We start from the raw sequence: 24,132 nt of genomic DNA, 5'->3' as shown, positions 1-24,132 counted from the left end.
ATTTGCAAGGGTGGCATTTTGCAGTAATGCAAAATGCACGGTAAACAAATCCCGCGCCATCGGGAGGCGCCTGCCTACACTTAAAAAGCCCAACGGACGACATGACAAAAGCGGACCCGCCCGTTAACATGCAGGCCGTCTATCGCACTGCATACCTTGGTGCAGACGACTCGTGTCTCAGTAGCTCAATTGGATAGAGCATCCCCCTCCTAAGGGGAAGGTTGGCAGTTCGAACCTGCCCTGGGACACCATATAATTCAATGCTTACAGCCTGGTCCGTCTTTATCAGCTGAAAGCTGTGACAGCAGAGTGACAGCAACGGGCTTTGTGATTTGGCCGTTTGAAGTTCTCATGTCACCGTTTTACTGCTCTCCGTCATCGAGCCTTTGAGCAGGTCGCGCTCCGGGATGATCTAGCGCTCATTTCCGCTCTTACAAATTCACTTCGTTGACACGACGCTTTGTCGTCACCTTGCCGTCTCAATTGCATATCTAGACGCATCCCGGGAGCAATTCAATGCTCCCCCCGCCCCTTCCGAGCGGCTAAGCCCGCGATACATCGCGGTGGACTGTGCGGAGCCCGCCAGCAGGGGATAAGGGCTTATTTTATGTTTTATGTAACACCTTTCGGAAGCGTAACACCCTACCGATAGGGTTTTTTGATTGCTCGTTACATTAATAAAACCTATATGTATCAATAGGATGTGATGTTTTGTAACGCGTGTAACACCCGTAACGTCGATTTCGCGGGGTCAATTGAACGTAGAGCTGAAACGCCCGAAATCATTGGCGTCTATTAGGCTGTATTCAGTTCGGGATACAAATGGGGATACACCGCGTCGGACGTCTTGCTCAGCTACAGGAATTGGTCGGCCTACTAATACGCTGGTGCTAGAAGGGAGCCAGTAATTTTTCTATCAGTGAGTCCTGATCTTCTATACCTGCCTGACGAAATGTCTCGGGAGTCATTTTTGTAAAGGCAGGCTCGATCTCCCTGAGTCTTAAGATGGCATTGGGACGGATGGTAAGCAGCTCTCGCACCAGCGCCGCAGCGTTAATGTATGGAGCTTCGTCTGTAACGACATGCCCGTTCAAAACGTGCGCTACGTAATCCTCAGAAAAAACCGTAGCGAGACCCTCCTCGATAACGGGTACTAGTGCTGATCCGCATGGGGCCAACAGGTGTATGCATTCGTGTGCCAGCTGGTAGCAGGCGATGATGGAGTCGTCCAAGGCGTTTGTAGCGAGTTTGATAACAATGCTTTTACCAGGTTGCGGGAACCAGATACGAGGTATATCCCCTCCGAACTCGACACCGAGCACCGTCCAGGATTGGTCTCGTTGTCCGTACATCTGTTCGGCCTTGTAGATCATGTCTCCGAGGCGTGTAGCAAGCGTCCATGAATTGCCGGTGTTAGCGGTTACCCTGTTGTAGTAATGGCTGACTTCCAATGTGTACTCCCTGTTTGAAAGCTGTTGAACAATTGATTAGGTCTGCTTTCTGTGTCGAACGAATGGTGCCGGGGACCCTGAGAGATTTGCAAGGACACGGGGTCGGAAACCCGCGTGACTGAGTTAGTGGGAGGTTTCCAAAGTTACTGAAATTTCAGTCGTTGAAATTGAAAGAATTCGGTTGAAAAAGGGTCATCGTTACCGCATCGGTAATGATGACCCTTTGTGTTGCTGATTACGCACACACCGAGCTGTCAACCGAGTCAACCTGTCAACCAATGTAGAAAAATCAGCCACTACCGAGATCGCGCGGGTTTTCTGCCCCGTACCAATCGCAATTGCCCAGGGTCCCAGACCACCTCCAAAGCTATAGGGCAGATGCACAGGTAAACCGCAGTTCACCCAGTTCACCTGTTCACTAAGCTGGGCACTTTTCCGCTACCAAGATCGGGCGGGTTACTCGCCCCGTGTCGAGGGTAATTCCTCAGGGGCCCCGGCACAATTTGGGTGCCTGTTAACCCGAGTTAACTGTTAACCGAATTTTTTCTTTGACCAGCCCGCTGAGCTTGCGGGTTTCCGACCCCGTGTGTGTCTTAATGCATCAGGGGCTCCGGTTCCTGATGGGATCGTCTCGCTGGTGGAGCTCATTGCTAACGGGGAGCGGGGCAGATACCTGTCAAATACGGTGTTACGTGAGTTACGTGTGTTACAAATTTACTTAAGTTATTGAATTTAAAGGCTAAAAATTTAGTAACACCTGCTTGGAGTCTCACCTGTGTTTGGTGTAACACTGCGGAAAGGTGTTACGCATGTATTCAATCGCCAAGAACCTAGGGAAGCCCAGCACTTAGCCCCGCATGACTTTGTTCCAATCGATCTCATGACCGGCGGCTTCAAGTTCACGGCCCAAGGCTTGCTTCCAGCTATTACCTTCCATGGACTCCCAGACCACACCGGCGAAATCACTGGGAATCTCCACTGTACCGCGCTTCAGTGCACACACCTTGTCGCGTCCGAGGCGGCCTAGGAAATAGCCCAGTTCCAGTAAGACGTTCTGCCTGGCTCGCGGCTCCGGCGTGCCGCCCTTGACGCACCCCTCATCGTCGGGCGTCAGCAGCACCACGGCAAACCCCACGTCCCCATGCTTTTCGATTTTCTCCATGACCGTACCACCCCGATTGGCTTGCTCATGCAAGATAATCGGCTCGAAGCCCAGTTGCATTAGGAAACGAGCAACCGTTTCCCGCGCACCTTCTTCGTGCCCATGCACCACAAAAATACGGCGCGATAATATCTTCGACTCGTGCTTCAGTACCTCCGGAAGCAACGAAGACGATTCATGCTCGGCAAGGTCTTCTATCAGCGTTTCTTGAGCGGCCTTAAGTAACCCAACAGACTGGCTGATATTTTTGCGTGTGTTGCCGTTGTAATCCGGAACATGGCCACTGAGAATCTCTATTGCCCCGCCATAGCGAAGATTTGCAGCACTGATGAAGCGGTTATAAGCCGAGGTGTTTTCACCAAAATAGCGCTCCAGAATGTCTTTGATGATTAATCTCAACGAGTCCAACTGTGAAGACTCGCCATCGACCATAGTGCGAACATCGAAATCCGAAAGGTCGCTAATACACTTGTCTAGACGCTCAATTCCCCGCTGGATGACCGTAGGAGAAAGCTGAAGTTTTGGATTGAGGGGGGCGGCTGGTGGTTGAGCTCGGGCCATCGGGTGAATCCTTTCTTATCCTATGTGTGATAAAGGACATTATCACCTATAGGCAAGGATAGCGGAGGCTGTCTGGGTTAAGCTGTGTCAGTGCCGGGGGCCGGCCGAGCCTGAGTACCGGGAAAAGGGAGGGGGCATGGAAACGCTGCACTGCGAGACACTTGAAGAGCTCAGGGTGACTATTGAACGATTTGGACCCGGCGTTCTTTACAGGGGGCAAGTCCAGCACTACCCCAGTTCTAATGGTCTCCCTTCATTGCCAACCTCATTTCAGCGTCAGGGGTGCGTGCCCGATCTGATGATTAAGTGGACCTATTACGCAAAGAGGGCTCTGCAGCATCTAGTACTCGGCTGGAAGGAGACCGGCGATATAGCCACCAACCAAGCGATCCTACAGCACTACGGGTTTCGCTCGTTCTTCCTAGATGCTTCAGGTGATCCGCGCGTTGCCGCTTGGTTTGCAAGCAATAAGTTTGAGTCAAAGATGGAAGTCAATTTGGTTGAAGACTGTTTCGAAGACCCGGTCTGGCTGCGCACACTCAATGCGTGCTTTGTACCAACCGAGGGCATAGGTCACCTCTACCTAATAAGCCAGAAGTCGCTTCGACAGTCCGGAATTCAAGCAGTTCACCTATCAGAAATCGCCACAGACCAGGGAGCTCCGCGATACGTGCGACAAGACGCGTACATGGTTGGCCCTTTGATTCAGAGTGGTCTAAGTGGTGATTGCATCCTTTGTCATATCACCGCGTCGGCAGAGGTTCTGCGCAACTTTGCGGGGGAGTATAGCGTTGGCTGGCTATTCCCTGAACCTTCGGACGATCCTGTGTATCGCGAGCTGCTGGCGATGCCATGGGAAAAGTTGCGACACGTCCCGGATGACGGCATCGAAGCCTTCCGGCGATCACTGGAGCTTCCAGAGTACTCCTGGCACCTTCAAAAGCACATGCCGCCTCGGAGTGCGATGTATCGACCGTTCTGGACCAGAGATCTTCCGCCTCCGCCAGCTTGCGAGACCGCGACCGCCACACAAATGGCCCAGCTTCTATGTGGTAGCTCCTTGTATCATGGAGCTAGTACGCCTCGCTTCATCCTTCCAGAGATCAACAAGCTGCTTGAAGAGTACGATGAGATCTCTATCGAGCTGGATGGTCTTGTTTACCATGGGATGGACACACGATATGGGAAGGGCGTGGGAATCGTGAAGATGCCTGAAGACATTGTCTGTGTTTTTGAGTATGGCATTGATCATCCGGGACTTCGCATCATGGGCATTGGACGCTTCTATGGATTGCACTACCGGATCGACAGCAATGGTGGCTGGGAGCGTGTTACGCATGAGGACGACTGCACGTGCGGGGCGGATCACGCAGAGAATTTCAGCTTACTTGGCCGGATTGATCTTTCGTTGAAGGACCGGTGGTTGAAATATGTCGAACCCGGCCTATACGTTCAGAACGGTATTGATCTTACCTCTGATCCAAGTGCTACTTGGGGCGAGTCCTACTAGCGTGTTCGAGCGGACATAGAAGAGCAGGTTGTTGGGATGTTTGTCGAAAGGCTAGAGTCTACAATTGACCGTTTTCTGCCAGTCACGAAGGGTTAAAATTGGCCAAAAGTACTCACTCTTGGAATCTCCTTTCCCCTTGAGGTCAGCGGGTCGTTCCTTAAGGATTCCGCGCTTCTCCTCGGTTAGGGAGTTACGGGGGAGGGGACTCCCGCTGCTACGGATAGACGTAACGAGCCAAGGAATCCAATTACATTACTCACGAAGCAAGTGGAAAATCAACCTTTTTTAAAGCGACAAAATTAACTGAATGTTTTAATATGATGGAATTGTATGCAACGTACGGTTCGCGTTTATGTATGTTTTCTTGGATACGAATATATTTCACAATAATTGGTTTCTTCGGTCTGCGCCACTACGCCTGTTATTTCATTATTTAAACAATGAAAGTGGGGCTTTGATTGTCTCGCGACTGGTTATACAAGAAGTCGAAAATCTGCATCGTCGTGCTCTTGAAGAGGCTTATCGAGACATACGCAGCATCTCAAGTACTCTTAGTCAGCTGGCTCCAGCCGTAGTGGTGGAAGCAACGAGTCATGAAAGCGTTAATTCATATGACTTAAAGTCAGTGCTAGTCGACAGAGCGGAGTGTCTTGAAATTGTTGAGTATGAAGGCATTTCTCAGACACTTATAGCCGAAAGAGCCATGCTCAAAATAAGGCCGTTTCGTGAAAATGAAAAAGGATTTAGAGATACCTTAATCTGGATTTCGCTTCTTGATTATTTAAAAGAAAATAGGATCGCTGGAGATGTGTTTTTCATCACTGGAAACACAAGTGATTTTATGGGCGCAAATAAAGGCTGTTTTCATGATGATCTACTGCAAGATATAACGTCAAAACAACTACTTTGTAACTTGCAATTGGTGACGTCACTTCAAGAATTTTTGAGGGGGCATGTAGACTCACACGAGCATGCGCTGGATCGCAATAAAGCAGAAAATGAATTTTCTAGATATTTAGAGGAAAATGCTGTTCAGTTTTTGCAGCATGTAGAAAGCAGATTGGCCTCCGTCTTAAGCGAGCGTCTATTTTCGAATGTCGGCATCCTCGCGAACTCCTCTCCAATTACCGCAGAGATTGTCGAGGGTTTGGAGGATTTTTACTTTGTCAAAACCGAAGACCTAGGAAATAATGAGGTCTATGTGTCGTGCTTATTTGAATTGAGAATCGTTGAGTTGAAAATTGACATGTCGGCCAGGGAGTTTGAAAACCATCGTGATTTAATACTGAGCAGCGACTCTGTTTACGATGCAGATCAGAGTCACGGAATAGCCACTGTAATCATGTATGTTAGACCTGGGTTTCTTGCAAGCTTCACATACAATCAAGTAACAGAAGAATGCAATGGGTTTTCTGTTGAAAAATTCTCCTTGGTGGAAAAGGGGAGGCGGTTGAAAAATCTTTTCCCAAATACGCTTAAATAGATTCAAATATCGTTAACAAACATTGATCCGACTTATTAGTCAGTCGGTAAGAGGAACGGGCTCGGCTTCGGCTACTCCTGACTGTCTACTTAAAGCCAATAGGAAGTTTGAGGTGTCGTCCTCTTTTGGCCGATTGCAGCCTGCCGCGACAGGATGCAATCGACCTAAAAATATTTCAAATGCTATTTTGAGTTCTGTGCCTAAGCCAGAGTGTAGCTCGATACGATAAATCGAATAAATAACTACTGGGCTTCACCGATATGCAGAATTTCACCCAGCAACAGATAACAGTTTAAAAATAGCGATCTAGCTTCTTCGGCAGATACATCATTATGAACGCCTGTCGATACTCGATCATAAAGGTTTGCGAGATTTTGACGAATCTTAACTTTGCGCGATTTGCTTTCTATTTTCTCATTAACGAATGCATTTATCCTGTTTTGATGTTTGTTGGCGCCAAGTGTAACTTCATTTCCACCAATGTTGATCGTGGTTTCTCTAGCTGGAAAAATAGAGTCTGCAAAGGAATCAATTATTCTTCTGACTGTAGTCAATGCTTGACTGATAGATTCCGCATTCCCTTCTGCCAACCTAGACATTACCGATGGTATCTGTTCTAAGACATCGCCACAGTTTGTGGATATTAGGCTATCTACGTCACTTTTATATTTTTCGAAGATGGATTCAGACAGGCTGTCAAATTCTTTTTCGTAGTATATTGCGGAAACAAAATTATGAAGGATCGAAAGAACACGGCTTTTAATGCCGCTTAATGTGGATATAATATTGGTCGTATCACTTAACTGTTCCTGGTGCATGTTCATTACACGGAACGCCCAGTCTCCACTAGTGTCGGGGGTAGTTAGAGATCTTAACTTTATATTTTGGGCTGCGAGTGCGGCCTCCTGCTGCGCGAGAGGTCCCCAGTAGCCTTTCATTTCATCTCTGTTTTTCCATCTGCCTGTAAGCCCCATAAATTTAAGCGATATTTCATTGGTGCTGTTGTACCCTTGCATCTCCAGGCTGATCCAATATTTGATTTCGTCGGACCCGACCCATCGGGCTAATCTTGATGCTTTCAAAAGCAAGGACTCAGCAGGCAGCCTGCTTAGTTCAATGTCGTCCAATAGCTCTTTCGCTAAGGCTAATATATGTTCTGATCTACTTTGCTCCACTGGAAGCTCCTAATGTGGGAAAATAAAATTGCCTACCTCTGCAATACCATTATATCAAAGCGATGTCGATCGTCCGCTTTTGACCGGTTGCTGCCTGTCGTCTCGACCGGGAGCAGGCGGTAGAAGGCGGTAGAAGGCGATAACCCTTCCCCTTAGCTATTCGACATATAGAACGAGGCATAGCTGGCTAACTCTATCGAATAACTATTTGCCGCTGTCAGGGGAGCAGGCCATTCGTAGACATAGTGGTGGCTATCCGCTACCTTGTATGCTATTCAGCTAAGCGCTTGGCAAGTGTAATGTCGATGGCGCGCGGCAGCTTAATTCAATGGAAGAATATCTTGGATCTCGTCTCAGAGTTTATCGCCCGCTACCGCAAGGAATACGATTTCTACGAACAAGCCTGTCGCATGGTCGCTCAGAGCCTAGAGGCTAATTTGCGGTCGGCCGGCGTGCGGGCAATTGTTACCTCACGAGCGAAAAACCCGACCCGTCTGGAGGCAAAGGTCAGACAACGCGCGTTGAAACGCCAATATGGGACCGTCTCTGCGATTTTCGACGATATTGTTGACCTAGCAGGGGTTCGGGTTGCCTTGTACTTTCCTGGTGAGCGGCAAGAGGTCGGTCGCATAATTGAAGCGTTATTCGATCTTACCGAGGCACCAAAAGAGTTTCCAACAGCCGCAGCACCATCCTATAAAAAACGTTTTTCTGGATACTGGGCCACGCACTATCGTGTGGTTTTGAGAGAGGCGTCGTTGTATGACTCCAACCAGCGGTATGCCGAGGCAAAAGTCGAGATTCAGGTCGCTTCTGTGCTTATGCATGCATGGTCAGAGGTGGAGCATGACTTGGTATACAAGCCGCTTCAAGGTGAGTTGTCGGTTGAAGAGTATTCAATTTTAGACGAGCTTAATGGCTTGGTTCTGTCCGGCGAAATTGCGCTAGAGCGGCTGCAAAGAGCTGGTGAGCAAAGAGCGTCTACTCAAGGTCGTGAATTTTCTAATCACTATGACTTGGCGGCGTCATTGATAGAACTCGCTAGAGCTGCATTGGGTGAGGCAACCGTGACAGAAGCGGCGATGGGTAGGGTTGATACATTATTTGACCTGCTGAAGTCGCTGGGCTTGAACAAGCCCGAAACCCTAGCTCAGTACGTGCAGCCTCTGCATAACGACTTCGAGAAACGCCCATTGTCTGAGCAAGTGATAGACCAAGTTCTGATCGAGGATCCTGGCCGGTACGCCACATATGAGCAAATTCGACGAGTAGAGCCTACACCTGCAGTATCTTTGGTGACGGGCGAGACTCGTCAGCAGCAGGAGGCAATCGGTGAGTTCATTCAGTTGTGGGTGGACTATGAGCGGCTGCTCACCACGTTACTGAAAGAGGTTTCCGGTGATTCCAAGCTGTGGGCACCCGCGCGTTTGGTTCCGATGCTCCATCAATATTTTCCAAAAACCGGACCCACGCTCGGCCAGGCAGCTAAGCGAATTCAAGATTTCCGAAATCGGCTTGTCCATGGGATTGATATGCCGAAGCAGGAAAGCATTAAGGCGGCCTCAGAAGAGTTACGTGAAGTGATGAAGCAACTGAAGTTACTTATTCAGCCAGATCACCCTAAAAAGGCCCGCAGCCAAGAGGCGGGATGAACTAAAAAGGGCCCGCCTGGGCCCTTTTTCAGGTGAAGCTGTCTTACTTCTTCAGCCATCCCTCTACGACGTCGGCACCGTGTTTTGCTTTCCACTCTTTCAACGCTTTGTGATTCCCCCCCTTGGTTTCGATGACTTCACCGGTATTTGGGTTTTTGTAGATCTTCAGTTCGCGAGGCTTGCGTGTGCTGGCGATCGGAGCTGCGGTTTGGCGGCGGGCCGTTGGGTGCGGATCCAGCAAATTGATGATGTGCTTTAGGCTGAAGCCATAGTGCTCGAGCAGCTTTCGTAGTTTCGTTTCGAACTCGATTTCTTTTTTCAGTCCATCATCACCTTTCAGTGCTTCCAGTGCCTCGAGTTGCTCGGCGAGATGTTTTTCCAGCTGACGGTATTCAGCAAGTTTAGACATTTTGATTCCCTTGTTCTGTGGGGTCTTGCGTGATTATTAAGATAGTAATACTGGTTACAAGTTCAGCGTCATTACCTGCGACTTAGTTGGCAATCAATGTGGACCATTTCCGCTTTGATCGCGTTGACGGTCAGCGTTTGTATCTGACTGGTTTTGCCCGGACGCGCGTCGATGGTTTTCAGCAAGGCATTCAGATGAGCTTTCCGAATTTTGAGCGTGTCAGACCAGCTCGCGCTGTTCTGTATTGGCTTGTTCATTGCGTTCGTCCTCGCGTTGTTCCTGTTCGCTCATTTGTTCAGGCTGTTGCGGTATCGGCAGCTCGTTGAGCTGGAGTAAGTCCTTCGCGGCGTATTGGCGCGAGCGGTCGGAAAGCTCCTGCCACGTCCAGTTCCCGAAGTTTTCGCCTTCCTCTGGAACGGCCAGTTTCATAAGGTTTACCTGATCAAGTCCCAGCAGCCTGTAATTTGCCCACAGCTTTCCGCCCACCTCGAACAACGCTTTTGCGGCCTCGTTCCATTGCTCCTCCAGTACCGTCTGCGAGAGCCAGAGGGCGGTGCGTTCTATCCCCTTATGCTTTTCCTGTGCTTCGACGATGTATTTATCTACGGTGACCAGCTCCTGGTCCAGAGCGGCCATGATCAGATTCTGCCGACGATTATGTTCGGCGGCCGCTGTGAGGTTCTTTGCGGCCTTTTGGGCCTCGGCGTTGGCGGTCTTCTCGCCTTCGGTATCGCCCCATGCGACCGCCTGCGCATACGCAGTGGCAGCTTCCGTTTCGGCTTGGCGAGCTTTGGCCATGTCCTCTACTGCCTGCTGTTGGATCTGTTCCAGGCGGGTACTGAGGCTTTGGCGCTTTTCGTTAAGCTCCTGCTCATCTGCGGTCCAGTTATCCATCTCCTCGATGTAACCCGCCATCAGGAAATCGCAATTGGCGAGGTTCTCCCGGCGACTGATCTTCCGATCTAGAAGATCGGCATTGTTGTTGCGCGAGTCGAAATTCCTTTTCAGCTCGTTGTACTTGTCCCGTAGTTCGCGTTTCCGATCTGGTTCGATTGGGTCCTCGCTTTCCAGCACGGCCTCAAGTGGCAGCAGTTCGGAGTGCAGTCGATCTGCCTCGGTCAGCAGTTGGTCACGGCGGTCTTTAAGTTCTTGAATCTCGTTCATTTTTTTAGTCTCGGTTCAATTCGATTGGAGGGTGAGCGGCTGGCGAGGCCGGGAATAAGCCGGCGCTACCTCGATCAGCGGAGATGCCTTCAGGCAGCCCGAGCCTCGCTCTCATCCATACCCGGAATCGTCTTCACGATATAGCAGCGTTGCGGGCCGAGACCGGGCAGACGGACTAAGCTATACGCCTTGCCATCGCTCCCAGGCTCCAGGGCGCCGCGCTGTAGCAGCTCCTTGTTCACTGCATTGATGTTCATGCCCCGGAAGATCTCCGAGCGCCATGACTCGGGCAGCACGTAGTAGGTATTGGTGGTGTGAAGGGAGTCGCCCAGTCCGTGCTCGAGCGTCTTGCGAAAGCCGAGGCGGTCGATGGTGCGCGGACCGTGTTCGTCGATCTTTGCCGCCGCTGATTCCCAGCGGGTGAACCTGCTTTCGCCGAAGCGCTCGATGACCTGGCGCAGCCGCGCCAGGATCGCATCGCCCTCGAAGTTCCCGGCACCGCCACGCTCGTTCATCCATGCGTTGAGGCACACGCGAGCGGCGGTGGTGGCGGTCCCGTCGGGCCAGCCGGTGATCCCCATCGCTGTGGCCAGCTCACCCGCTGCCGCCGCGAGGCCGAAACGAACGGCTGCACGGTGCGCTTGTCCGCTGGCCGAGGCCGGTAGCGATTGGGCGATAAACCCTTCCAGCGTGCGGCGCAGGATGGCAGACCAACCATGACGTTTGCCCGGTTCGCACAACGCAGTGAGGAAGGCGGTGAGCGGAGTGCCGTAGTACTTCGCTACCCGTGCCTTGAGTGCGTCGGACAGAGCCGCTGCGTCATCAAAACCATTGAGCGCGTCGAACATGCCGAGGCCTTTGCTCGCATCGGCCGGAACAGCGAGCATGCGTACCTCCATGCCCGCTTTCAGTTCCTTGTTGGCTTCGGCCATGTGTTGAGCCAGCGTCTTCTCGCCGGTAGAGAGAAACAGCAAGCGCCACTCCTGCACCTGTCGGCCCGCCTGGCCTCGGTCGTTGGCTCGCGCCTTGCCGGTGCCGTTGCCGAGCATGTACACCGTTTCGCCAATGATGCGTGGATCGCACATGCCGATTTCATCCAGCACCAGGAGCCCGTCGGAGTGCGCGGCGGCGATGGATTCCAGCGCGTTGTCGGTGGAGCGCCAGGAACGCACCAGACGCGGCCCGCCGTAGATCGACGCAGCAACTTGCAGGTGCGTGGTCTTGCCGCCTGAACTGTCGCCGTACAAGTGGAAGCCACCCGACTCATGGCCGAGCATGTGCAGCAGCGGGCCAGCAAAGGCCACGCCGACGACGAACGCCAATCGATGATTGCCGACGCACAGTGCGCCGATTTGCTCCTGCCACTGCTCAAGCGAACCTGCTTCGTTGATCGGCGGAAGCTGAGAACCCGCCTCGTAAAAGTGCAAGTGTTCGCTGTGTGCGCCGACCTGTTGCTCTGGCAGCAGAAAGGCGCTGTCGTGCCAGCCCAAGCGGGTGACCAGTCGTGCCCGTTGCGAGCTGTCGAAGCCGCCGAGGTAACTTTGTAGGTCATTGCGTGCATTGCGTCCGGAGCGACTACCGGCGAGACGCAGCCCCATGTCCACCAACGGGCCAAGCACGTCTTTGCCGAAGTCACCGGTCATGGTGCGCGCCGGGATGTTCCAACGTTTCTTGGCGCCGTCGGGATCGTCGAATTCCACCAGTAGGCCCCAGTTCTGGCCTTTGTCGTCGCGAGTGCGGGCCAGTATTTCCAGAGGCGAACACACGGGGCGCGCCTCGCCGTCGTCGCTGGCATAAAACACGCCTTCGGAGGTGAGGCGAAAGCCTCCGGGCATCAGGTCATTTTTCGATTTTACGGGACGCTTGGCTGCTGCTTTTGCCTTCGGTTCCGGCTTGGTCTCGTTGTGATCGGGTACCGGCTTTACGACAGCCAACCCGAACAGTTCACCGCTGCTTTCCAGCTCGGCAATATGAGCGGCTGTCCAGCCTTTGGCGAGCGCATCGGCCGCATCGTCGCCGTCATCCCATTGACCACCTTTGGCGAAGGCGGCGCGGTCGTTCTTCAGCGTGGGCTTGCGTTTGAACACCTCCTGCGCGATGACCCTAACCGACGCGGCGCCGATTTCACGCAGCTTATCGGCAACGGCTTCCATGCAGGCTTTGCCGCTGACATCGTTGTCCGGCCACAACAGCACGTGGCGGCCTTTGAGCCGTGTCAGATCGGCTTTGTGCCAGGAGTTGGAACCGTTCGGCCAGCAGGTGGCCACGTAACCCGGCAGAAGTTCAGAGGCGGCGTCCACGGCTTTCTCGCCCTCACACAGGGCAACCGGTGCATCAGCGCGCTGGGTCAGTTCATCAAGGCGCAGCAGTGGACGCGGTTCTGGCAGACCCTGCCAGCGCCATTGGTTGGTTTGGCCGTCGGCGCGCTGGCACCAAGTCAGTGGCGCAAAAGCCTTCTTCGGCTTGCCGTCCTCATCCGGACCAAGGTCGAAGCGGTAAAGCGCCATGAGCGGCTGACCCTGCGTGTCTCGGTAAATCCAAACCTTGGACGGCGCGCCGTGTTGCCGATGCGTGGCCGGGCACTTGTTCATGGCCTCGGCGGGGATCGGCTGAATGGCTATCCACTCAGGCACTTTTGTCTTGGCGGGCGCTGGCTTGGCTTGGGAGCCGCCGGGTGAGATGCTCAGCAAGTCAGCCAGTTTGTTGCAGGCCTCGACGTCGGTACCGCCGTCCAGATAGCGCACCAGATCGATCAGGTCGCCGCCCTTGTCGCCGGTGGCGAAATCGGCCCACGTGCCCTTGCTCAAACTGATCTTGAGCGACCCGGCGCGCTTATCGCTGCGGGTCGGATTCGGGGCGGTGTATTCCTTGCCGCCATCCACGCGCTTGCCGTTGGGCAGCCAGTGCGACAGGACGCGATCAATGTCTTTCAGCGCGGCGGCTTTTACGTCGGCGAAACTGAGGCGTTTACTGGTGGTATTTTTGTGTTGGGTCATGTGTCGACCCTTGACGCAAATAGCGCGTCGTTGATGTCGTCGATCAGGGCTTTGGCCATCTCGCCCAGGTACAGAGCAGGCCAACTGAAACGTTCGCCGTGGTCGCTCATGGCAGCTTCAAAAGAGAGCTGGTTGGCGTGCTGCTGGAATTGCGAAGCCATCTCCAGCGCTTCTTCGACCGGTATACCGGCGTTGACTCGAAACAGCTTCTGATTAGTAGCGTTCACGCGTGTAAACGCAGCTCGGCCAAGTGTGGTGGGTGGCGTCATAGCGCACCGCCTTTCTGCGCCATAGGAACAGAGGAGGCGTCACCATGCAGCGTGAGGGTTTTGATGAGGCCCAAGGTGCCGCGCACGTCCCAAATAACCGCTGCCAGTACGTGATTGGCTAATCGAGGTCTGTCGCCTTCACTTTCAAAGTGGTCTTCGAGTAGGGTCAACACCGAGTCAGCGCGTGCAATTGCGCAGGTGATAGCGTCGATCGGCACACCGGCTTCAACGCCTTTGTCTACGCAGAGCAGATCTTCGGGCAGGGTGAAACTCAGGACATTGTTCATTGATGCTCCCCTGCGATTCCAAAGTCTTCATTTTTGTTTTTTTGAGCGCTGAAGCCTGCCCATTCAGCGGAGTCCATATCTTGCTTAGTGGAGATAGCACGCGGTACTTCCACTCTAGAGACGCCACGACAGCGGAGTGCTTCAAGGTCAATCAAACGTGTCGTTTTCGACAAGCTGTGCCTATCAAGGATCACGCCCTTATGGTCTATCAAATGGATGGTGATATGCTTTGGCGGTTGCATTGTGGTCTGCTCAGATTTGCTGTGCGACAGTCGAGTCAGTGGTACGAACACTGGCTCGACACTTCTTTCTACTAAAGCCAGTCCTAGGGCCAGTCTTCTAGGGAGCTTCCCGGCCAGTATTGCCCCCTCGACCGCTACCGCGTTCACCGGGCGCCTTCCTTTGCTGCGCGTTCAATCCAAGCCTTGAGCTCAGTCATCAAAATCAGACGACGCCGTCCGAGTTTGAAAGCCTTAAGGTCGCCAGAAGCGATGAGCTCATAAACTCCTGATCTTGAATAGCCAACCACGCGGGCAGCGTCTTCCACGCTAACTGCAAGAGGTGCGATGTGTTCGGGGTGGTTCATTAGCTTGTCCTTGATCGGTGGGGCGGACTGTACGATACTGGTCCGGACGTAAACATCCTATTTGTAAGTAACATCACCTGCAAGCAAAAAGTTTGTAGACATCGCGAGGCGAGTAAATGGCAAATCGTTCGAAGAAGGTTGTTCTATCGGCGAGGGTCGACCCCTACCTTAAAGCTGCGCTTGAACTGCTGGCGGCATCTAGCAACGAGAAAATCGTGAAGATCCTAGAGTCATGCCTTGAGAATGGGATGAATGACCGAACCATCACGAACCCGTTTAAAGCTCCGCAAAAGGATCTGGGAAAAATCAGTTTCATGGTCGCATTCACTGCGATCTGGTCGGAGAATGAAACTCTCTACAAGCTACGCGCAGGAACGCTCGGGCCTGATTTCGCCGGAGAGGAGTTATCGATGGTCGCTATGTTTATCAATGGCGATAAGTATTTCGATGGGGAGTTCGATGTTTTCGGGGATTTGAATGGTTCGACAGAGAAGTTTGGGTTCAAGCCGCTAATGCAGCCTCGGGTGAACCTTGCCTTGGTAGAGAAGGAGTGGCCAATTGTTGAGGAATATGTGAGGTTTCTGGCAAACAACAAGCCGCTTCAGCCGGGCTATGCCGATTACAAAAGTATGCGGGCTCATTCTCTGGCTAAATGAGTTCAACCGCCGCGGCTTTTGTTTCCGGCGCCAAGTGGGCATACCGGAGTGTCATCTTGATATCGGCGTGCCCCAGCAGATCCCGTACCGTGTTGAGCGGTACGCCGGCCATTACCAGGCGTGACGCGAAGTCGTGACGCATATCGTGCCAGCGGAAGCCATCGATCTTGGCGCGCTCCAGCAGATTGAGCCAGGCACTTTTAACATCCTCCAGGCGGCCACCGGCCTGACTCGGGAAAACGTATCGAGACTTTCCTACCTGCTTTTTCCAATTATCCAGCACGCCGAAGGTTTCCTTGTTCATCGGGATATGCCGCGTGTCGCTCGTTTTAGTGGTGGAGCCGGCAACGGTGATTGTCTTAGTGGGGAAGTTCACCTCTGACCATTTCAGGTCGAACAGCTCGCCGCGCCTCATTCCGGTATTCAGCGACACCAGCACCATGGGCTTCAGGTGGTCGGTGAAGGGCAATTCCAGCAAGCTCGGCATCAATTCTTTGTCGCGGTCTGCCCGCCACTTGTTCGCAGTCTCGCGCTCGGCCCGCGCTTCGTCTTGGCGCGCGTCCAGCGCTTCGCGCAGGCGCTTGGTCTCATCGGCATCCAGATAGCGGACCAGCCCCATGGAGTCGACCTTGAGCTGTTTCAGCTTGGTCAGCGGATGCGCGGAGATGTACTCCCATTCAACGGCCCGGCTGAACACGCCGCTGATCGAGCCCATTTTGCGGTTGACCGTTGATGGCTTATTGCCTGACAGCATCCATCCGGTGCGGATCTGCTCAAGATCGCGACCAGTGATAGAGTCGAGACGCTGAGACATGATCGCCTCGAAGTTGTTGTCGAGCGTGTGTAGGGTTTTCTCATGCCCTTTGTGGTGCGTTTTGAACCAAGGCATATAAGTGTCGTCGATGAACTGGCGCAAGGAGGGCAGGGCGGCACCTTTCCGCCCCTGAGCGATGGCCAACGGCTCGCCATGGGCGTGCGCATCGGCAAGATACTGGGCGGCTTCGGTGCGCGCCTGATCGAGCGTCACCACTCCGACGCGGCCGAGGGTGGCATTCTTGTTGCGGCCCCAGGTGACCATGTACGATTTATGCCCACTCGGCAGCACGCGGATGAATAAGCCGGGCTGTACAGTGTCATGCACGCGGTAAGCCTTCGGCTCAGTGGCCAAGCTGTTGATGAGTTTCTGGGTGATCTTCGTTTTCAAGCAATACAGCTCCGTGACAGCACCGTGGCAGCAAAAAGAACTATACGGCGCCGTTTTTACGGACGCAACCGGACGTAAAGTCCTGTAATTGCTGGGCTGCCTCAAGCCTGCTAGGTTATAAATTGACCCTCCTAAGGGGAAGGTTGGCAGTTCGAACCTGCCCTGGGACACCAAACAATTCCGGCCTTGAGTTTTCTCCCCTCTGCATTTTTCCATGACAGCAGGGAGGCAGCCATCAGGCCAAAATGAAGCCCCGCCGGGCAGTGCTCGGGCGGGGTTTTTTTGTGCCGTTTGTCTCGTCCTGAGCACGGTTTACCCTCTTTTTGGCTACATATCAGTCACCAGCGCTTGGGCCGCCATCGACGCGAGGATTCATCTCAAGGGAATGCACCTGCTGGCCGATAACCCGGACAGTCATGATCTTCTTCCCAACATTGCCTGGAAATCTTCGATGCTGTCGTATCACCAAAAGCGTTTTCTGATCGTCGATGATTTCTCGGATTTCCGTAGCTCGGTCCGCTCCATGTTGCGCGAGTTGGGCGTCAAGGATGTGGACACCGCCGACACCGGCGAACAGGCGCTGCGCATGTGTTCGCAGAAGGCCTACGATTTCATCCTGCAGGATTTCCACCTCGGCGATGGCAAGAAGAATGGTCAGCAAGTGCTTGAAGACCTGATGGTCGACAAGTTGATCAGCCATGAAGCTGTGTTTGTCATGGTCACCGCAGAGACCAGTCAGGCCATGGTGCTCAGCGCCCTGGAGCACGAGCCGGATGCTTACCTGACCAAGCCCTTCAACCGCTCGGGCCTGGCCCAGCGCCTGGAGCGTCTGGAGCAACGCAAGACCTTGCTCAAGCCGATCCTGCAAGCACTCGATCGGGGGAAACCGGTGGAGGTGCTGAATGCCTGCATCGAGCTGTGCAAGCAGGACATCCGCTATTCCCCGCTGTGCCTGCGCTACCGCGCCGATGCCCTGCGTGACTTGAATCAGAACGAGGCGCTGGAGCGTCTTTACGACGGCATCATTGCCGATCGACCTTTGCCGTGGGCATTTGCCGGGCTGGGCAAGTTGCTGTTCAAGCGTGGCCAGGTCAGCCAGGCCAAAGGCGTCTATGAAAAAGCCCTGAAAGTGTTCCCGATGATGCCGGCACTCTACGACGGCATGGCGGATGTGCTGGTCGCCGAAGGCGATACCAAAGCGGCGCAGCGGGTGCTGGAAGAGGCGATTCGTTTGTCGCCGCTGGCCGTGCGCCGGCAAGCGCTGCTGGGCAAGTTGGCAATGACCAACGAAGATTTCGAGACGGCGTCCAAGGCGTATCGGCAGGCGGTCAGCCAAGGGGCGCAGTCACGTTTCAAGGACGCGGAGAGCAACCTCGGTCTGGCCCACGCGCTGATCAGCAAGGGCAGCGAAAAGGGCCTGGATACCCGGACGCGGCTGGAGATCAACACGACGCTGAGTGCCGTGGCCAAGGAAAACCCTTCCGACCCGGGCCTGCAGATTCGAGCACGGCTGATGAAGGCCACGAGCCTGTTGCTCAACGACGCCGAAACCGCAGAGAAACTCACCGAGCAAGCCATGCTGCGCCTCGATGGCATGGAGCAATTCATGAGCGCCGAGGCGGCGCTGTTGGTGGCCAAGCAATTGCAAATGCTCGGGCAGGCCGACGCCGGTGCCTCGATGTTGAAAAACTGCGCAGAGATCTACGGCGACGATCCGACGGTGATGCAGGGCATCGCCAAACTGACCGACGACCCGACCATCCTCAACTCCGGCAATGCGGCAGCGGACCTCAACCGTCAAGGCGTGCGCGTGTACAAGGCGGGCAACTTGCCCGAGGCGCGCGAGGTATTCCGCAAAGCCCTGGCGTTGCAGCCGAAGAACATCAGCATCGCGCTGAACTTTGCCCAGTCGCTGTTGCACGGCACCGACACCAGCGTGCCGTCGGCGGAACTTGCAGAATGTCAGGCCTGCTTGAAAACGGTCGGCATGATGCCCGACACCGACGCGCGCCATGCGCGCTATCAGAAACTGAAAATCAAGGCGTTCAGCGGATGAGCCAAGACGAACCGGCACTGGATTTCTCCACGGTCATTGCTTCCACCGTGCATGACATGAAGAACTCACTGGCCATGCTGATGCAGGCTCACAGCCAGTGGCTGTCGCGCTTGCCCGACCCGGCGCGGCATACGCCGGAGCAGGGCGTGATCGAATTCGAGTTTGCCCATCTCAACGGCATGCTGGTGCAACTGCTGGGGCTGTACAAACTCGGCGTCAATCAGCTGCCGTTGCAGCCGGCCTATCACGAACTCGATGACTTCATCGAAGCGCAACTGGCCTGCCATCAGGACGTGTTTGCCAGCCGCGGCATCATGGCGACCTATGAAGTGGACCCGTTGAGCCCGCTGGGTTTCTTCGACCGCGAATTGATTGCGTCGGTGCTGGCCAACTGCATCAACAACGCCATCCGCTACGCTCGCCACGCGGTGTTGATCAGCGTCAGTGACGAGGCCGGGCAACTGGTGCTGACGATCAACGATGATGGCGAAGGCTACCCGCCCGAGATGATCGAGCGTCAGGCCGATTACGTGCAGGGCATCAACCACAGCAGTGGCAGTACCGGTCTGGGCCTGTATTTCGCCGGGCGGATTGCCGCATTGCATCAGCGTAACGGCGTCGGCGGGCGCACCGAAATCAGCAACGGCGGGCCGTTGGGTGGCGGAGTATTCAGCCTCTACCTCCCCTGAATATCAAAATCCCCGTAGGAGCTGCCGAAGGCTGCGATCTTTTGATTCTTCTTTAAAGGCAACATCAAACGATCGCAGCCTTCGGCAGCTCCTACGGGGATTGTTACGGCGTGCCTGGAATCGGATTTCTTTTTGTTTTTCGGTGCTTGATATTCCGAACACGCGAAGCCTATTTTGTACGGGTCGCCGTTCGCGGCTTGCACCATTACAAAGGATTGCGTCATGACAACCGATGGCCAGCGTTCACTCGCGCAGCGACTGACGGGCATTGATGAGATTGAATGTGTTACGCCGGATCTGAACGGCGTGCCCCGGGGCAAGGTCATGACCGCCGAGGGGTTTCTCGAGGGGCGGCGGTTGCAGATGGCGCGGGGTGTGCTGCTGCAATGCATCATGGGCGGATATCCGCCCGCACGGTTTTACGGCAGCGATGACGGTGACCTGGCGCTGGTGCCTGATCCCGCACAGATTCACCGCTTGCCCTGGAGCAAGCAACCGCGGGCCTTGGCCATTTGCGACGCCGACGAGTTGACCGGCGAGAGCTCGAACCTGTCGACCCGCGGCCAACTCAAAGCGGTGATCGCGCGTTATGCGGCGCTCGGCCTCGCGCCTGTGGTGGCGACCGAGCTGGAGTTTTTTGTTTTCGCCCCCAACACCGACCCGACGCACCCTTTCCAGCCGCCGCTTGGCCTGGACGGTCGGCGCGAGGACGGGCAATCGGCGTTCAGCGTCAGCTCCAACAACGGCTTGCGGCCGTTCTTCAGCGAAGTCTATGAATGCATGGCGGCGCTTGGCTTGCCCCGCGATACGTTCATGCACGAGATGGGCGTCAGCCAGTTCGAGATCAACCTGTTGCACGGCGATCCACTGCTGCTGGCGGACCAGACATTCCTGTTCAAGCATCTGCTTAAAGAAGTGGCGCTCAAGCATGGGCTGACCGTGGTCTGCATGGCCAAGCCGCTGGCGCACACGCCGGGCAGTTCGATGCATATTCACCAGAGCATCGTCGAGATCGGCAGCGGGCGGAACGTGTTCAGCGACGAAGCGGGTGAGCCGACAGCGACCTTCCGTCACTTCATCGGTGGTCAGCAGGCCGGCATGGCGGATTTCACCGCGCTGTTTGCGCCGAACGTGAACTCGTATCAGCGCTTGTGCCATCCGTTTGCGTCACCGAATAATGCCTGCTGGTCCCACGACAACCGGGCCGCCGGTTTGCGCATTCCGGCCAGTTCGCCCGTCGCGCGGCGGGTCGAGAATCGCTTGCCCGGTGCGGACGCCAACCCGTATTTGGCGATTGCCGCGAGCCTGGCGGCGGGCCTGTATGGCATCGAAAACCAGTTGGAGCCGGGCGAGGCCATTCAGGGAGAATTCGAGGTCCCGGATAATCTTTCGTTGCCCTGTACCTTGCACGCCGCTCTTGAGCGTCTGAAACGTAGCCAATTGGCGAAGGAACTGTTTGGCAAGGAGTTCATCGAAGGCTACGTCGCTTCGAAGACCATGGAGTTGACCAGCTTCTTTGATGAAATTACCCCCTGGGAGCGCCGTGTTTTAGCCGCCCAGGCCTGACGAACCTTCGTCTTCGGGCTATCTTTTCGGATAGCCCGTTTCTCACCGCAAGGAGCCGCTCGGAACGCCGATGCGCCAAATCTGGAAACCCTTTCGAGCGCTGTATTTTGCCTCGCTGATGATGTTGATCGGCTCCGGCTTGCTGAGTACGTACCTGGGCTTGCGCCTGGCGGCAGATAATGTCGACAGTTTGTGGGTCGGTGCGTTGATGGCGGCCAACTATTTCGGCCTGGTGCTGGGCGGCAAGATCGGTCACCGGCTGATTGCCCGGGTCGGGCATATCCGGGCCTATTCGGCCTGCGCCGGGATTGTCGGGGCGGCGGTGCTGGGCCATGGCCTGGTCGACTGGCTGCCGGCGTGGATATTCCTGCGGGTCATCGTCGGTCTCGGCATGATGTGCCAGTACATGGTCATCGAAAGCTGGCTCAATGAGCAGGCCGAAGCCTCGCAACGTGGCGCGGTGTTCAGTGGCTACATGATCGCTTCTTATCTGGGACTGGTGCTGGGCCAGCTGATTCTGGTCATGCACCCGGCGTTGGGTCTGGAACTGTTGATGCTGGTCGCCCTGTGCTTCGCCCTGTGCCTGGTGCCGGTGGCGCTGACGCGACGGATTCACCCGGCGGCGCTGCACCCGGCGCCGATGGAGCCGCGATTCTTCATCAAGCGCGTGCCGCAGTCTCTGAGCACGGTATTGGGCGCGGGACTGATCATCGGTTCGTTCTACGGTCTGGCGCCGCTGTATGCCTCGCAGCAAGGGCTGTCTACCGAGCAGGTCGGTCTGTTCATGGGTAGCTGCATTTTTGCCGGCCTGCTGGTGCAGTGGCCATTGGGCTGGTTGTCCGACCGTTATGACCGGGCGCTGTTGATCCGCTGCTTTGCCCTGGTGCTGGCGGTTGCCGCGTTGCCGCTGGCGATCATGCAGCAGGTGCCGCTGGAGGTGCTGTTCATCACCGGCTTCATCTGCTCGCTGGTGAAATTCTGCCTGTACCCGTTGGCGGTGGCGTTCTCCAATGACCACGTCGAGGCGGATCGGCGGGTGTCACTGACGGCGATGTTGCTGGTCACTTACGGCGTCGGCGCGAGTATCGGGCCGCTGGTCGCCGGGGTCTTGATGAAGATGTTTGGCAGTCAGATGCTTTACGCTTTCTTCAGTTTCTTCGCGTTGGTGCTGGTGTGGCGGATCCGTCCGAAAGCGGTGACCAACTTGCATCAGGTGGACGACGCGCCGCTGCATCACGTGGCCATGCCGGACAGCATGTCGAGTTCGCCTTTGGTGGCGTGCCTCGATCCGCGGGTTGATGAACAAGTGGTGCAGGAGCAGATGCATAACACGGTGGACCCTGAGCCGAGCCCTGAACCGGAAACGGAAACCGAGACACCAACCCCTGCGCCTCCAGAAGATCCGGACGCGGGTCGCGAGCAAAGCTTCACCGAGGCCAGGCCTTAAACTCCACGCATAAAAAAACGGGCAGTCACCGCAAGGGACTGCCCGTTTTCATTGAAGCTTCGAATTACATGTCGTCTTTGTCGAAGCGCCGGGCTTCGCGCTGCAGCTGATAGACGAAGCGTTCGACCTGACGCTGCACCAGCCCGCTCATATTGTGAAAGCGAATGCCGGCGAAGGTGGTGGAGATCTTTTCTTCGAAGTGCAGGTAGCGCAGTTCGACCGGCGCGGTCATTTTGCCGAAGGGCAGGGCGGCGGCGAAACGGTCGTAGACCTGACCCAGTTGCAGGCTGCCGGTGATGTCACCCTCGAAGCGCAACTTGCAGCCGGTGGCGGAAATGTCCAGCAGCTTGCCGCTGATCGGCGCCTTGAGCTTTTCGCCATCCAGATCGACGCTGACCAGTTGGGCCAGCTTCAATGCCGCGCGAAAGGCGTTGCGGCGCTGGTGATAAACCACTTCGTCCGGCAGCGGACCACGGTAGCAGCGGCTGTCACCGGATTCGTCGATGCTCAGTTGACCGTTGCTGTCCCAGGCAATTCGCACGCCATCGTGAAAGCCTTCGACCCTGAAAGGCTCGCCTGCCAGCAAGAAACGTTCGCCGTCACGGGGGATCATTTCATCGAACGTGATGGTGCCGCTTTCGCGATCTACGTCCACCAGATAACTCTGGAAGCGCTGAGTGCGCTCATGGAACGTGATAATCAGCGGATCATGGCTTTCTTGTAATTGGCGCAGGTTGCCGGAGATCTCCAACGGTGTGGTAAGCACCTTGGGTGGCTGCGGCGCATCTTCCGCGTTTAAGGCATTGGACACGGTTCATCAATCTCCAGACAAAATATGACTACGGCTGGCCAGTATATTGCCAGCATGTTGCGCGTCTTGATAGGGCGTGGCACTTGCCGGCTCAAGCCTGACTGAGCGGGCGCGGCTTCGCAAGCTTGGCGGTTGATCCGCGAGCATCGTAGAGGGCTGGCGGTTCGCCGCCGGTGAGGATTTTCAGCTGATTGGCCGTAGCGGCCTGCTGAACCAGAATCGACTGGCCATTGTTGATGTTCGCCGCCTGGCATTGAGCCAGAAGATCGGTGAGCACATCGCTCTGCGCCAGCAGCTCATCGCCGATGCTCGAATGGCTGGCCAGTTGCTCCAGGCCGTTGCGATTGAGCGGCAGGTTAAGGCTGGCGAGGATTTCACTGCGCTTGCGGCCATGCTGTTCGAGCAGAATGATCATTGCCTGTTTCTGCGCCAGAATCTCTTCGAGCAGTGGCATGTCGCGACCGTGCAAGGCGATGGACTCGGTTTGCAGTAACTCCAGCAAGTGTTGAGCTGGAGCAAAATCGTCGGTGATCAGTTGCAGTAAATTAGTGTCGTGCATGGCTGGCCTTGGGGTTTAAGCGTCCAAAAGCCTGGCGCGGGCCGTGGCCTAGCGCTGGGCTTCGAAGTTGAGCAGTTTGCTGGCTACACGGTTGCTGTCGACTTTGTAGCTGCCATCGGCAATCGCTGCTTTCAACTCTGCCACGCGGGCTTTGTCGACGGCAGGCTGATCACGCAGCTTGTCAGTGACCTGTTGCAACTGTTGAGCCTCATTGCTGAGGTGTACCGATTCCCCACTTTTAACGGTGCTGGCCTGTTCGGCCGGGGTAGTCAGCGGCGCGGATTTGCCGGCTTCGGCGGTTTCCTTGGCAACGCTGGTACGTGTACTGCCCGTCAATGACGAAGAACTGTTCAAACGGCTGAAATCAATAACCATGGTAAAAAACCTCTGAGTATTTGGACGCTTGCCATGTTTTCGGCTCTCCCTGTGAAAACTTTAG

At 55.1% G+C, this 24,132-nt stretch carries 22 protein-coding genes and 1 tRNA gene; 9 read left to right on the top strand and 14 right to left on the bottom strand.

The genetic code is table 11. The features are described from left to right. Positions 1–174 precede the first annotated feature (174 nt). A tRNA-Arg gene (locus F8N62_RS03260) sits at positions 175–251 on the top strand. Positions 252–890: 639 nt separating this feature from the next. Here the strand turns inward: F8N62_RS03260 and F8N62_RS03255 are convergent. Continuing rightward, a complete protein-coding gene (locus tag F8N62_RS03255) occupies positions 891–1,451 on the bottom strand; it encodes a hypothetical protein (protein WP_150709615.1) in 561 nt (186 codons plus the stop codon). An 847-nt stretch (positions 1,452–2,298) separates the two neighbouring features. Further along, a complete protein-coding gene (locus F8N62_RS31470) occupies positions 2,299–3,174 on the bottom strand; it encodes a TIR domain-containing protein (protein ID WP_191632338.1) in 876 nt (291 codons plus the stop codon). 136 nt (positions 3,175–3,310) lie between these two features. Between F8N62_RS31470 and F8N62_RS03245 the strand changes: the two genes are divergently transcribed. Further along, positions 3,311–4,684: an FRG domain-containing protein gene (locus F8N62_RS03245; RefSeq protein WP_150709614.1), complete on the top strand. Its 1,374-nt coding sequence runs from the start codon at positions 3,311–3,313 to the stop codon at positions 4,682–4,684. A gap of 352 nt (positions 4,685–5,036) precedes the next feature. Further along, positions 5,037–6,167, top strand: a complete 1,131-nt coding sequence (locus F8N62_RS03240; protein ID WP_150709613.1) for a PIN domain-containing protein — start codon at positions 5,037–5,039, stop codon at positions 6,165–6,167. Positions 6,168–6,409: 242 nt separating this feature from the next. On the opposite strand, the gene F8N62_RS03235 is transcribed toward F8N62_RS03240, so the two are convergent. Next, on the bottom strand, positions 6,410–7,342 hold the full coding sequence (locus F8N62_RS03235; protein WP_150709612.1) for a hypothetical protein: 933 nt from the start codon (positions 7,340–7,342) through the stop codon (positions 6,410–6,412). 248 nt (positions 7,343–7,590) lie between these two features. Between F8N62_RS03235 and F8N62_RS03230 the strand changes: the two genes are divergently transcribed. Next, positions 7,591–8,994 (top strand): GTP pyrophosphokinase family protein, encoded by a 1,404-nt coding sequence (locus F8N62_RS03230; RefSeq protein WP_224791333.1) that lies wholly within the window; start codon positions 7,591–7,593, stop codon positions 8,992–8,994. Positions 8,995–9,037: 43 nt separating this feature from the next. Here the strand turns inward: F8N62_RS03230 and F8N62_RS03225 are convergent, their stop codons facing one another. The 7 genes from F8N62_RS03225 to F8N62_RS03190 form a co-directional block, all read right to left on the bottom strand. Continuing rightward, positions 9,038–9,403: a histone-like nucleoid-structuring protein, MvaT/MvaU family gene (locus F8N62_RS03225; RefSeq protein ID WP_150709611.1), complete on the bottom strand. Its 366-nt coding sequence runs from the start codon at positions 9,401–9,403 to the stop codon at positions 9,038–9,040. A gap of 219 nt (positions 9,404–9,622) precedes the next feature. Further along, a complete protein-coding gene (locus F8N62_RS03215) occupies positions 9,623–10,567 on the bottom strand; it encodes a chromosome segregation protein SMC (RefSeq protein ID WP_150709609.1) in 945 nt (314 codons plus the stop codon). Positions 10,568–10,656: 89 nt separating this feature from the next. Further along, positions 10,657–13,563 carry a DUF927 domain-containing protein gene (locus tag F8N62_RS03210; RefSeq protein WP_150709608.1) on the bottom strand — a complete coding sequence of 969 codons (2,907 nt, stop codon included), beginning with the start codon at positions 13,561–13,563 and terminating at the stop codon, positions 10,657–10,659. Beyond that, positions 13,560–13,832 carry a DUF3077 domain-containing protein gene (locus F8N62_RS03205; RefSeq protein ID WP_150709607.1) on the bottom strand — a complete coding sequence of 91 codons (273 nt, stop codon included), beginning with the start codon at positions 13,830–13,832 and terminating at the stop codon, positions 13,560–13,562. The genes F8N62_RS03210 and F8N62_RS03205 overlap by 4 nt, the downstream gene beginning before the upstream one ends. Next, positions 13,829–14,119, bottom strand: a complete 291-nt coding sequence (locus tag F8N62_RS03200) for a hypothetical protein (protein WP_122683289.1) — start codon at positions 14,117–14,119, stop codon at positions 13,829–13,831. The genes F8N62_RS03205 and F8N62_RS03200 overlap by 4 nt, the downstream gene beginning before the upstream one ends. Next, positions 14,116–14,508 (bottom strand): hypothetical protein, encoded by a 393-nt coding sequence (locus F8N62_RS03195; RefSeq protein ID WP_150709606.1) that lies wholly within the window; start codon positions 14,506–14,508, stop codon positions 14,116–14,118. The genes F8N62_RS03200 and F8N62_RS03195 overlap by 4 nt, the downstream gene beginning before the upstream one ends. Beyond that, positions 14,505–14,705 carry a helix-turn-helix domain-containing protein gene (locus F8N62_RS03190; RefSeq protein ID WP_150709605.1) on the bottom strand — a complete coding sequence of 67 codons (201 nt, stop codon included), beginning with the start codon at positions 14,703–14,705 and terminating at the stop codon, positions 14,505–14,507. Before F8N62_RS03190 ends, F8N62_RS03195 begins: the two co-directional genes overlap by 4 nt. Before the next feature lie 116 nt (positions 14,706–14,821). Here F8N62_RS03190 and F8N62_RS03185 point away from each other — a divergent pair, with 116 nt between their 5' ends. After that, positions 14,822–15,361, top strand: a complete 540-nt coding sequence (locus F8N62_RS03185; RefSeq protein ID WP_150709604.1) for a hypothetical protein — start codon at positions 14,822–14,824, stop codon at positions 15,359–15,361. Here the strand turns inward: F8N62_RS03185 and F8N62_RS03180 are convergent. Next, positions 15,354–16,565 carry a site-specific integrase gene (locus tag F8N62_RS03180; protein WP_150709603.1) on the bottom strand — a complete coding sequence of 404 codons (1,212 nt, stop codon included), beginning with the start codon at positions 16,563–16,565 and terminating at the stop codon, positions 15,354–15,356. The two genes, F8N62_RS03185 and F8N62_RS03180, sit on opposite strands and share 8 nt — an antisense overlap. 451 nt (positions 16,566–17,016) lie before the next feature. Here F8N62_RS03180 and F8N62_RS03175 point away from each other — a divergent pair, with 451 nt between their 5' ends. The 4 genes from F8N62_RS03175 (at position 17,017) to F8N62_RS03160 (ending at position 22,323) form a co-directional block, all read left to right on the top strand. Next, on the top strand, positions 17,017–18,621 hold the full coding sequence (locus F8N62_RS03175; RefSeq protein WP_150709905.1) for a tetratricopeptide repeat-containing response regulator: 1,605 nt from the start codon (positions 17,017–17,019) through the stop codon (positions 18,619–18,621). Beyond that, a complete protein-coding gene (locus F8N62_RS03170) occupies positions 18,618–19,310 on the top strand; it encodes a sensor histidine kinase (RefSeq protein WP_150709602.1) in 693 nt (230 codons plus the stop codon). The genes F8N62_RS03175 and F8N62_RS03170 overlap by 4 nt, the downstream gene beginning before the upstream one ends. 324 nt (positions 19,311–19,634) lie before the next feature. Then, positions 19,635–20,876 carry a glutamine synthetase family protein gene (locus tag F8N62_RS03165; protein ID WP_191632343.1) on the top strand — a complete coding sequence of 414 codons (1,242 nt, stop codon included), beginning with the start codon at positions 19,635–19,637 and terminating at the stop codon, positions 20,874–20,876. A gap of 70 nt (positions 20,877–20,946) precedes the next feature. Further along, complete coding sequence (locus F8N62_RS03160; RefSeq protein WP_150709600.1) at positions 20,947–22,323, top strand: MFS transporter; 1,377 nt, start codon at positions 20,947–20,949, stop codon at positions 22,321–22,323. A gap of 64 nt (positions 22,324–22,387) precedes the next feature. Here F8N62_RS03160 and F8N62_RS03155 read toward each other — a convergent pair whose 3' ends face one another. From F8N62_RS03155 to flgM, 3 genes are all read right to left on the bottom strand, one after another. Further along, a complete protein-coding gene (locus F8N62_RS03155; RefSeq protein ID WP_150709599.1) occupies positions 22,388–23,134 on the bottom strand; it encodes a flagellar brake protein in 747 nt (248 codons plus the stop codon). 91 nt (positions 23,135–23,225) lie between these two features. Then, positions 23,226–23,693 (bottom strand): flagella synthesis protein FlgN, encoded by a 468-nt coding sequence (locus F8N62_RS03150; RefSeq protein ID WP_150709598.1) that lies wholly within the window; start codon positions 23,691–23,693, stop codon positions 23,226–23,228. A 48-nt stretch (positions 23,694–23,741) separates the two neighbouring features. Further along, positions 23,742–24,068: a flagellar biosynthesis anti-sigma factor FlgM gene (gene flgM, locus F8N62_RS03145; RefSeq protein ID WP_150709597.1), complete on the bottom strand. Its 327-nt coding sequence runs from the start codon at positions 24,066–24,068 to the stop codon at positions 23,742–23,744. Positions 24,069–24,132 lie beyond the last annotated feature (64 nt).

Source organism: Pseudomonas fluorescens (genome assembly GCF_902497785.1).
Taxonomy (GTDB): domain Bacteria; phylum Pseudomonadota; class Gammaproteobacteria; order Pseudomonadales; family Pseudomonadaceae; genus Aquipseudomonas; species Aquipseudomonas fluorescens_BO.
This window is presented reverse-complemented; position numbering and strand designations above follow the sequence as displayed.

Excerpts from the sequence above, each read along its gene's own strand:
- F8N62_RS31470 (WP_191632338.1), bottom strand. The coding sequence starts at position 3,174 with ATGGCCCGAGCTCAACCACCAGCCGCCCCCCTCAATCCAAAACTTCAG.
- F8N62_RS03245 (WP_150709614.1), top strand. The coding sequence starts at position 3,311 with ATGGAAACGCTGCACTGCGAGACACTTGAAGAGCTCAGGGTGACTATT.
- F8N62_RS03240 (WP_150709613.1), top strand. The coding sequence starts at position 5,037 with ATGTATGTTTTCTTGGATACGAATATATTTCACAATAATTGGTTTCTT.
- F8N62_RS03225 (WP_150709611.1), bottom strand. The coding sequence starts at position 9,403 with ATGTCTAAACTTGCTGAATACCGTCAGCTGGAAAAACATCTCGCCGAG.
- F8N62_RS03215 (WP_150709609.1), bottom strand. The coding sequence starts at position 10,567 with ATGAACGAGATTCAAGAACTTAAAGACCGCCGTGACCAACTGCTGACC.
- F8N62_RS03210 (WP_150709608.1), bottom strand. The coding sequence starts at position 13,563 with ATGACCCAACACAAAAATACCACCAGTAAACGCCTCAGTTTCGCCGAC.
- F8N62_RS03205 (WP_150709607.1), bottom strand. The coding sequence starts at position 13,832 with ATGACGCCACCCACCACACTTGGCCGAGCTGCGTTTACACGCGTGAAC.
- F8N62_RS03200 (WP_122683289.1), bottom strand. The coding sequence starts at position 14,119 with ATGAACAATGTCCTGAGTTTCACCCTGCCCGAAGATCTGCTCTGCGTA.
- F8N62_RS03190 (WP_150709605.1), bottom strand. The coding sequence starts at position 14,705 with ATGAACCACCCCGAACACATCGCACCTCTTGCAGTTAGCGTGGAAGAC.
- F8N62_RS03185 (WP_150709604.1), top strand. The coding sequence starts at position 14,822 with ATGGCAAATCGTTCGAAGAAGGTTGTTCTATCGGCGAGGGTCGACCCC.
- F8N62_RS03175 (WP_150709905.1), top strand. The coding sequence starts at position 17,017 with ATGCTGTCGTATCACCAAAAGCGTTTTCTGATCGTCGATGATTTCTCG.
- F8N62_RS03170 (WP_150709602.1), top strand. The coding sequence starts at position 18,618 with ATGAGCCAAGACGAACCGGCACTGGATTTCTCCACGGTCATTGCTTCC.
- F8N62_RS03165 (WP_191632343.1), top strand. The coding sequence starts at position 19,635 with ATGACCGCCGAGGGGTTTCTCGAGGGGCGGCGGTTGCAGATGGCGCGG.
- F8N62_RS03160 (WP_150709600.1), top strand. The coding sequence starts at position 20,947 with ATGCGCCAAATCTGGAAACCCTTTCGAGCGCTGTATTTTGCCTCGCTG.
- F8N62_RS03150 (WP_150709598.1), bottom strand. The coding sequence starts at position 23,693 with ATGCACGACACTAATTTACTGCAACTGATCACCGACGATTTTGCTCCA.
- flgM (WP_150709597.1), bottom strand. The coding sequence starts at position 24,068 with ATGGTTATTGATTTCAGCCGTTTGAACAGTTCTTCGTCATTGACGGGC.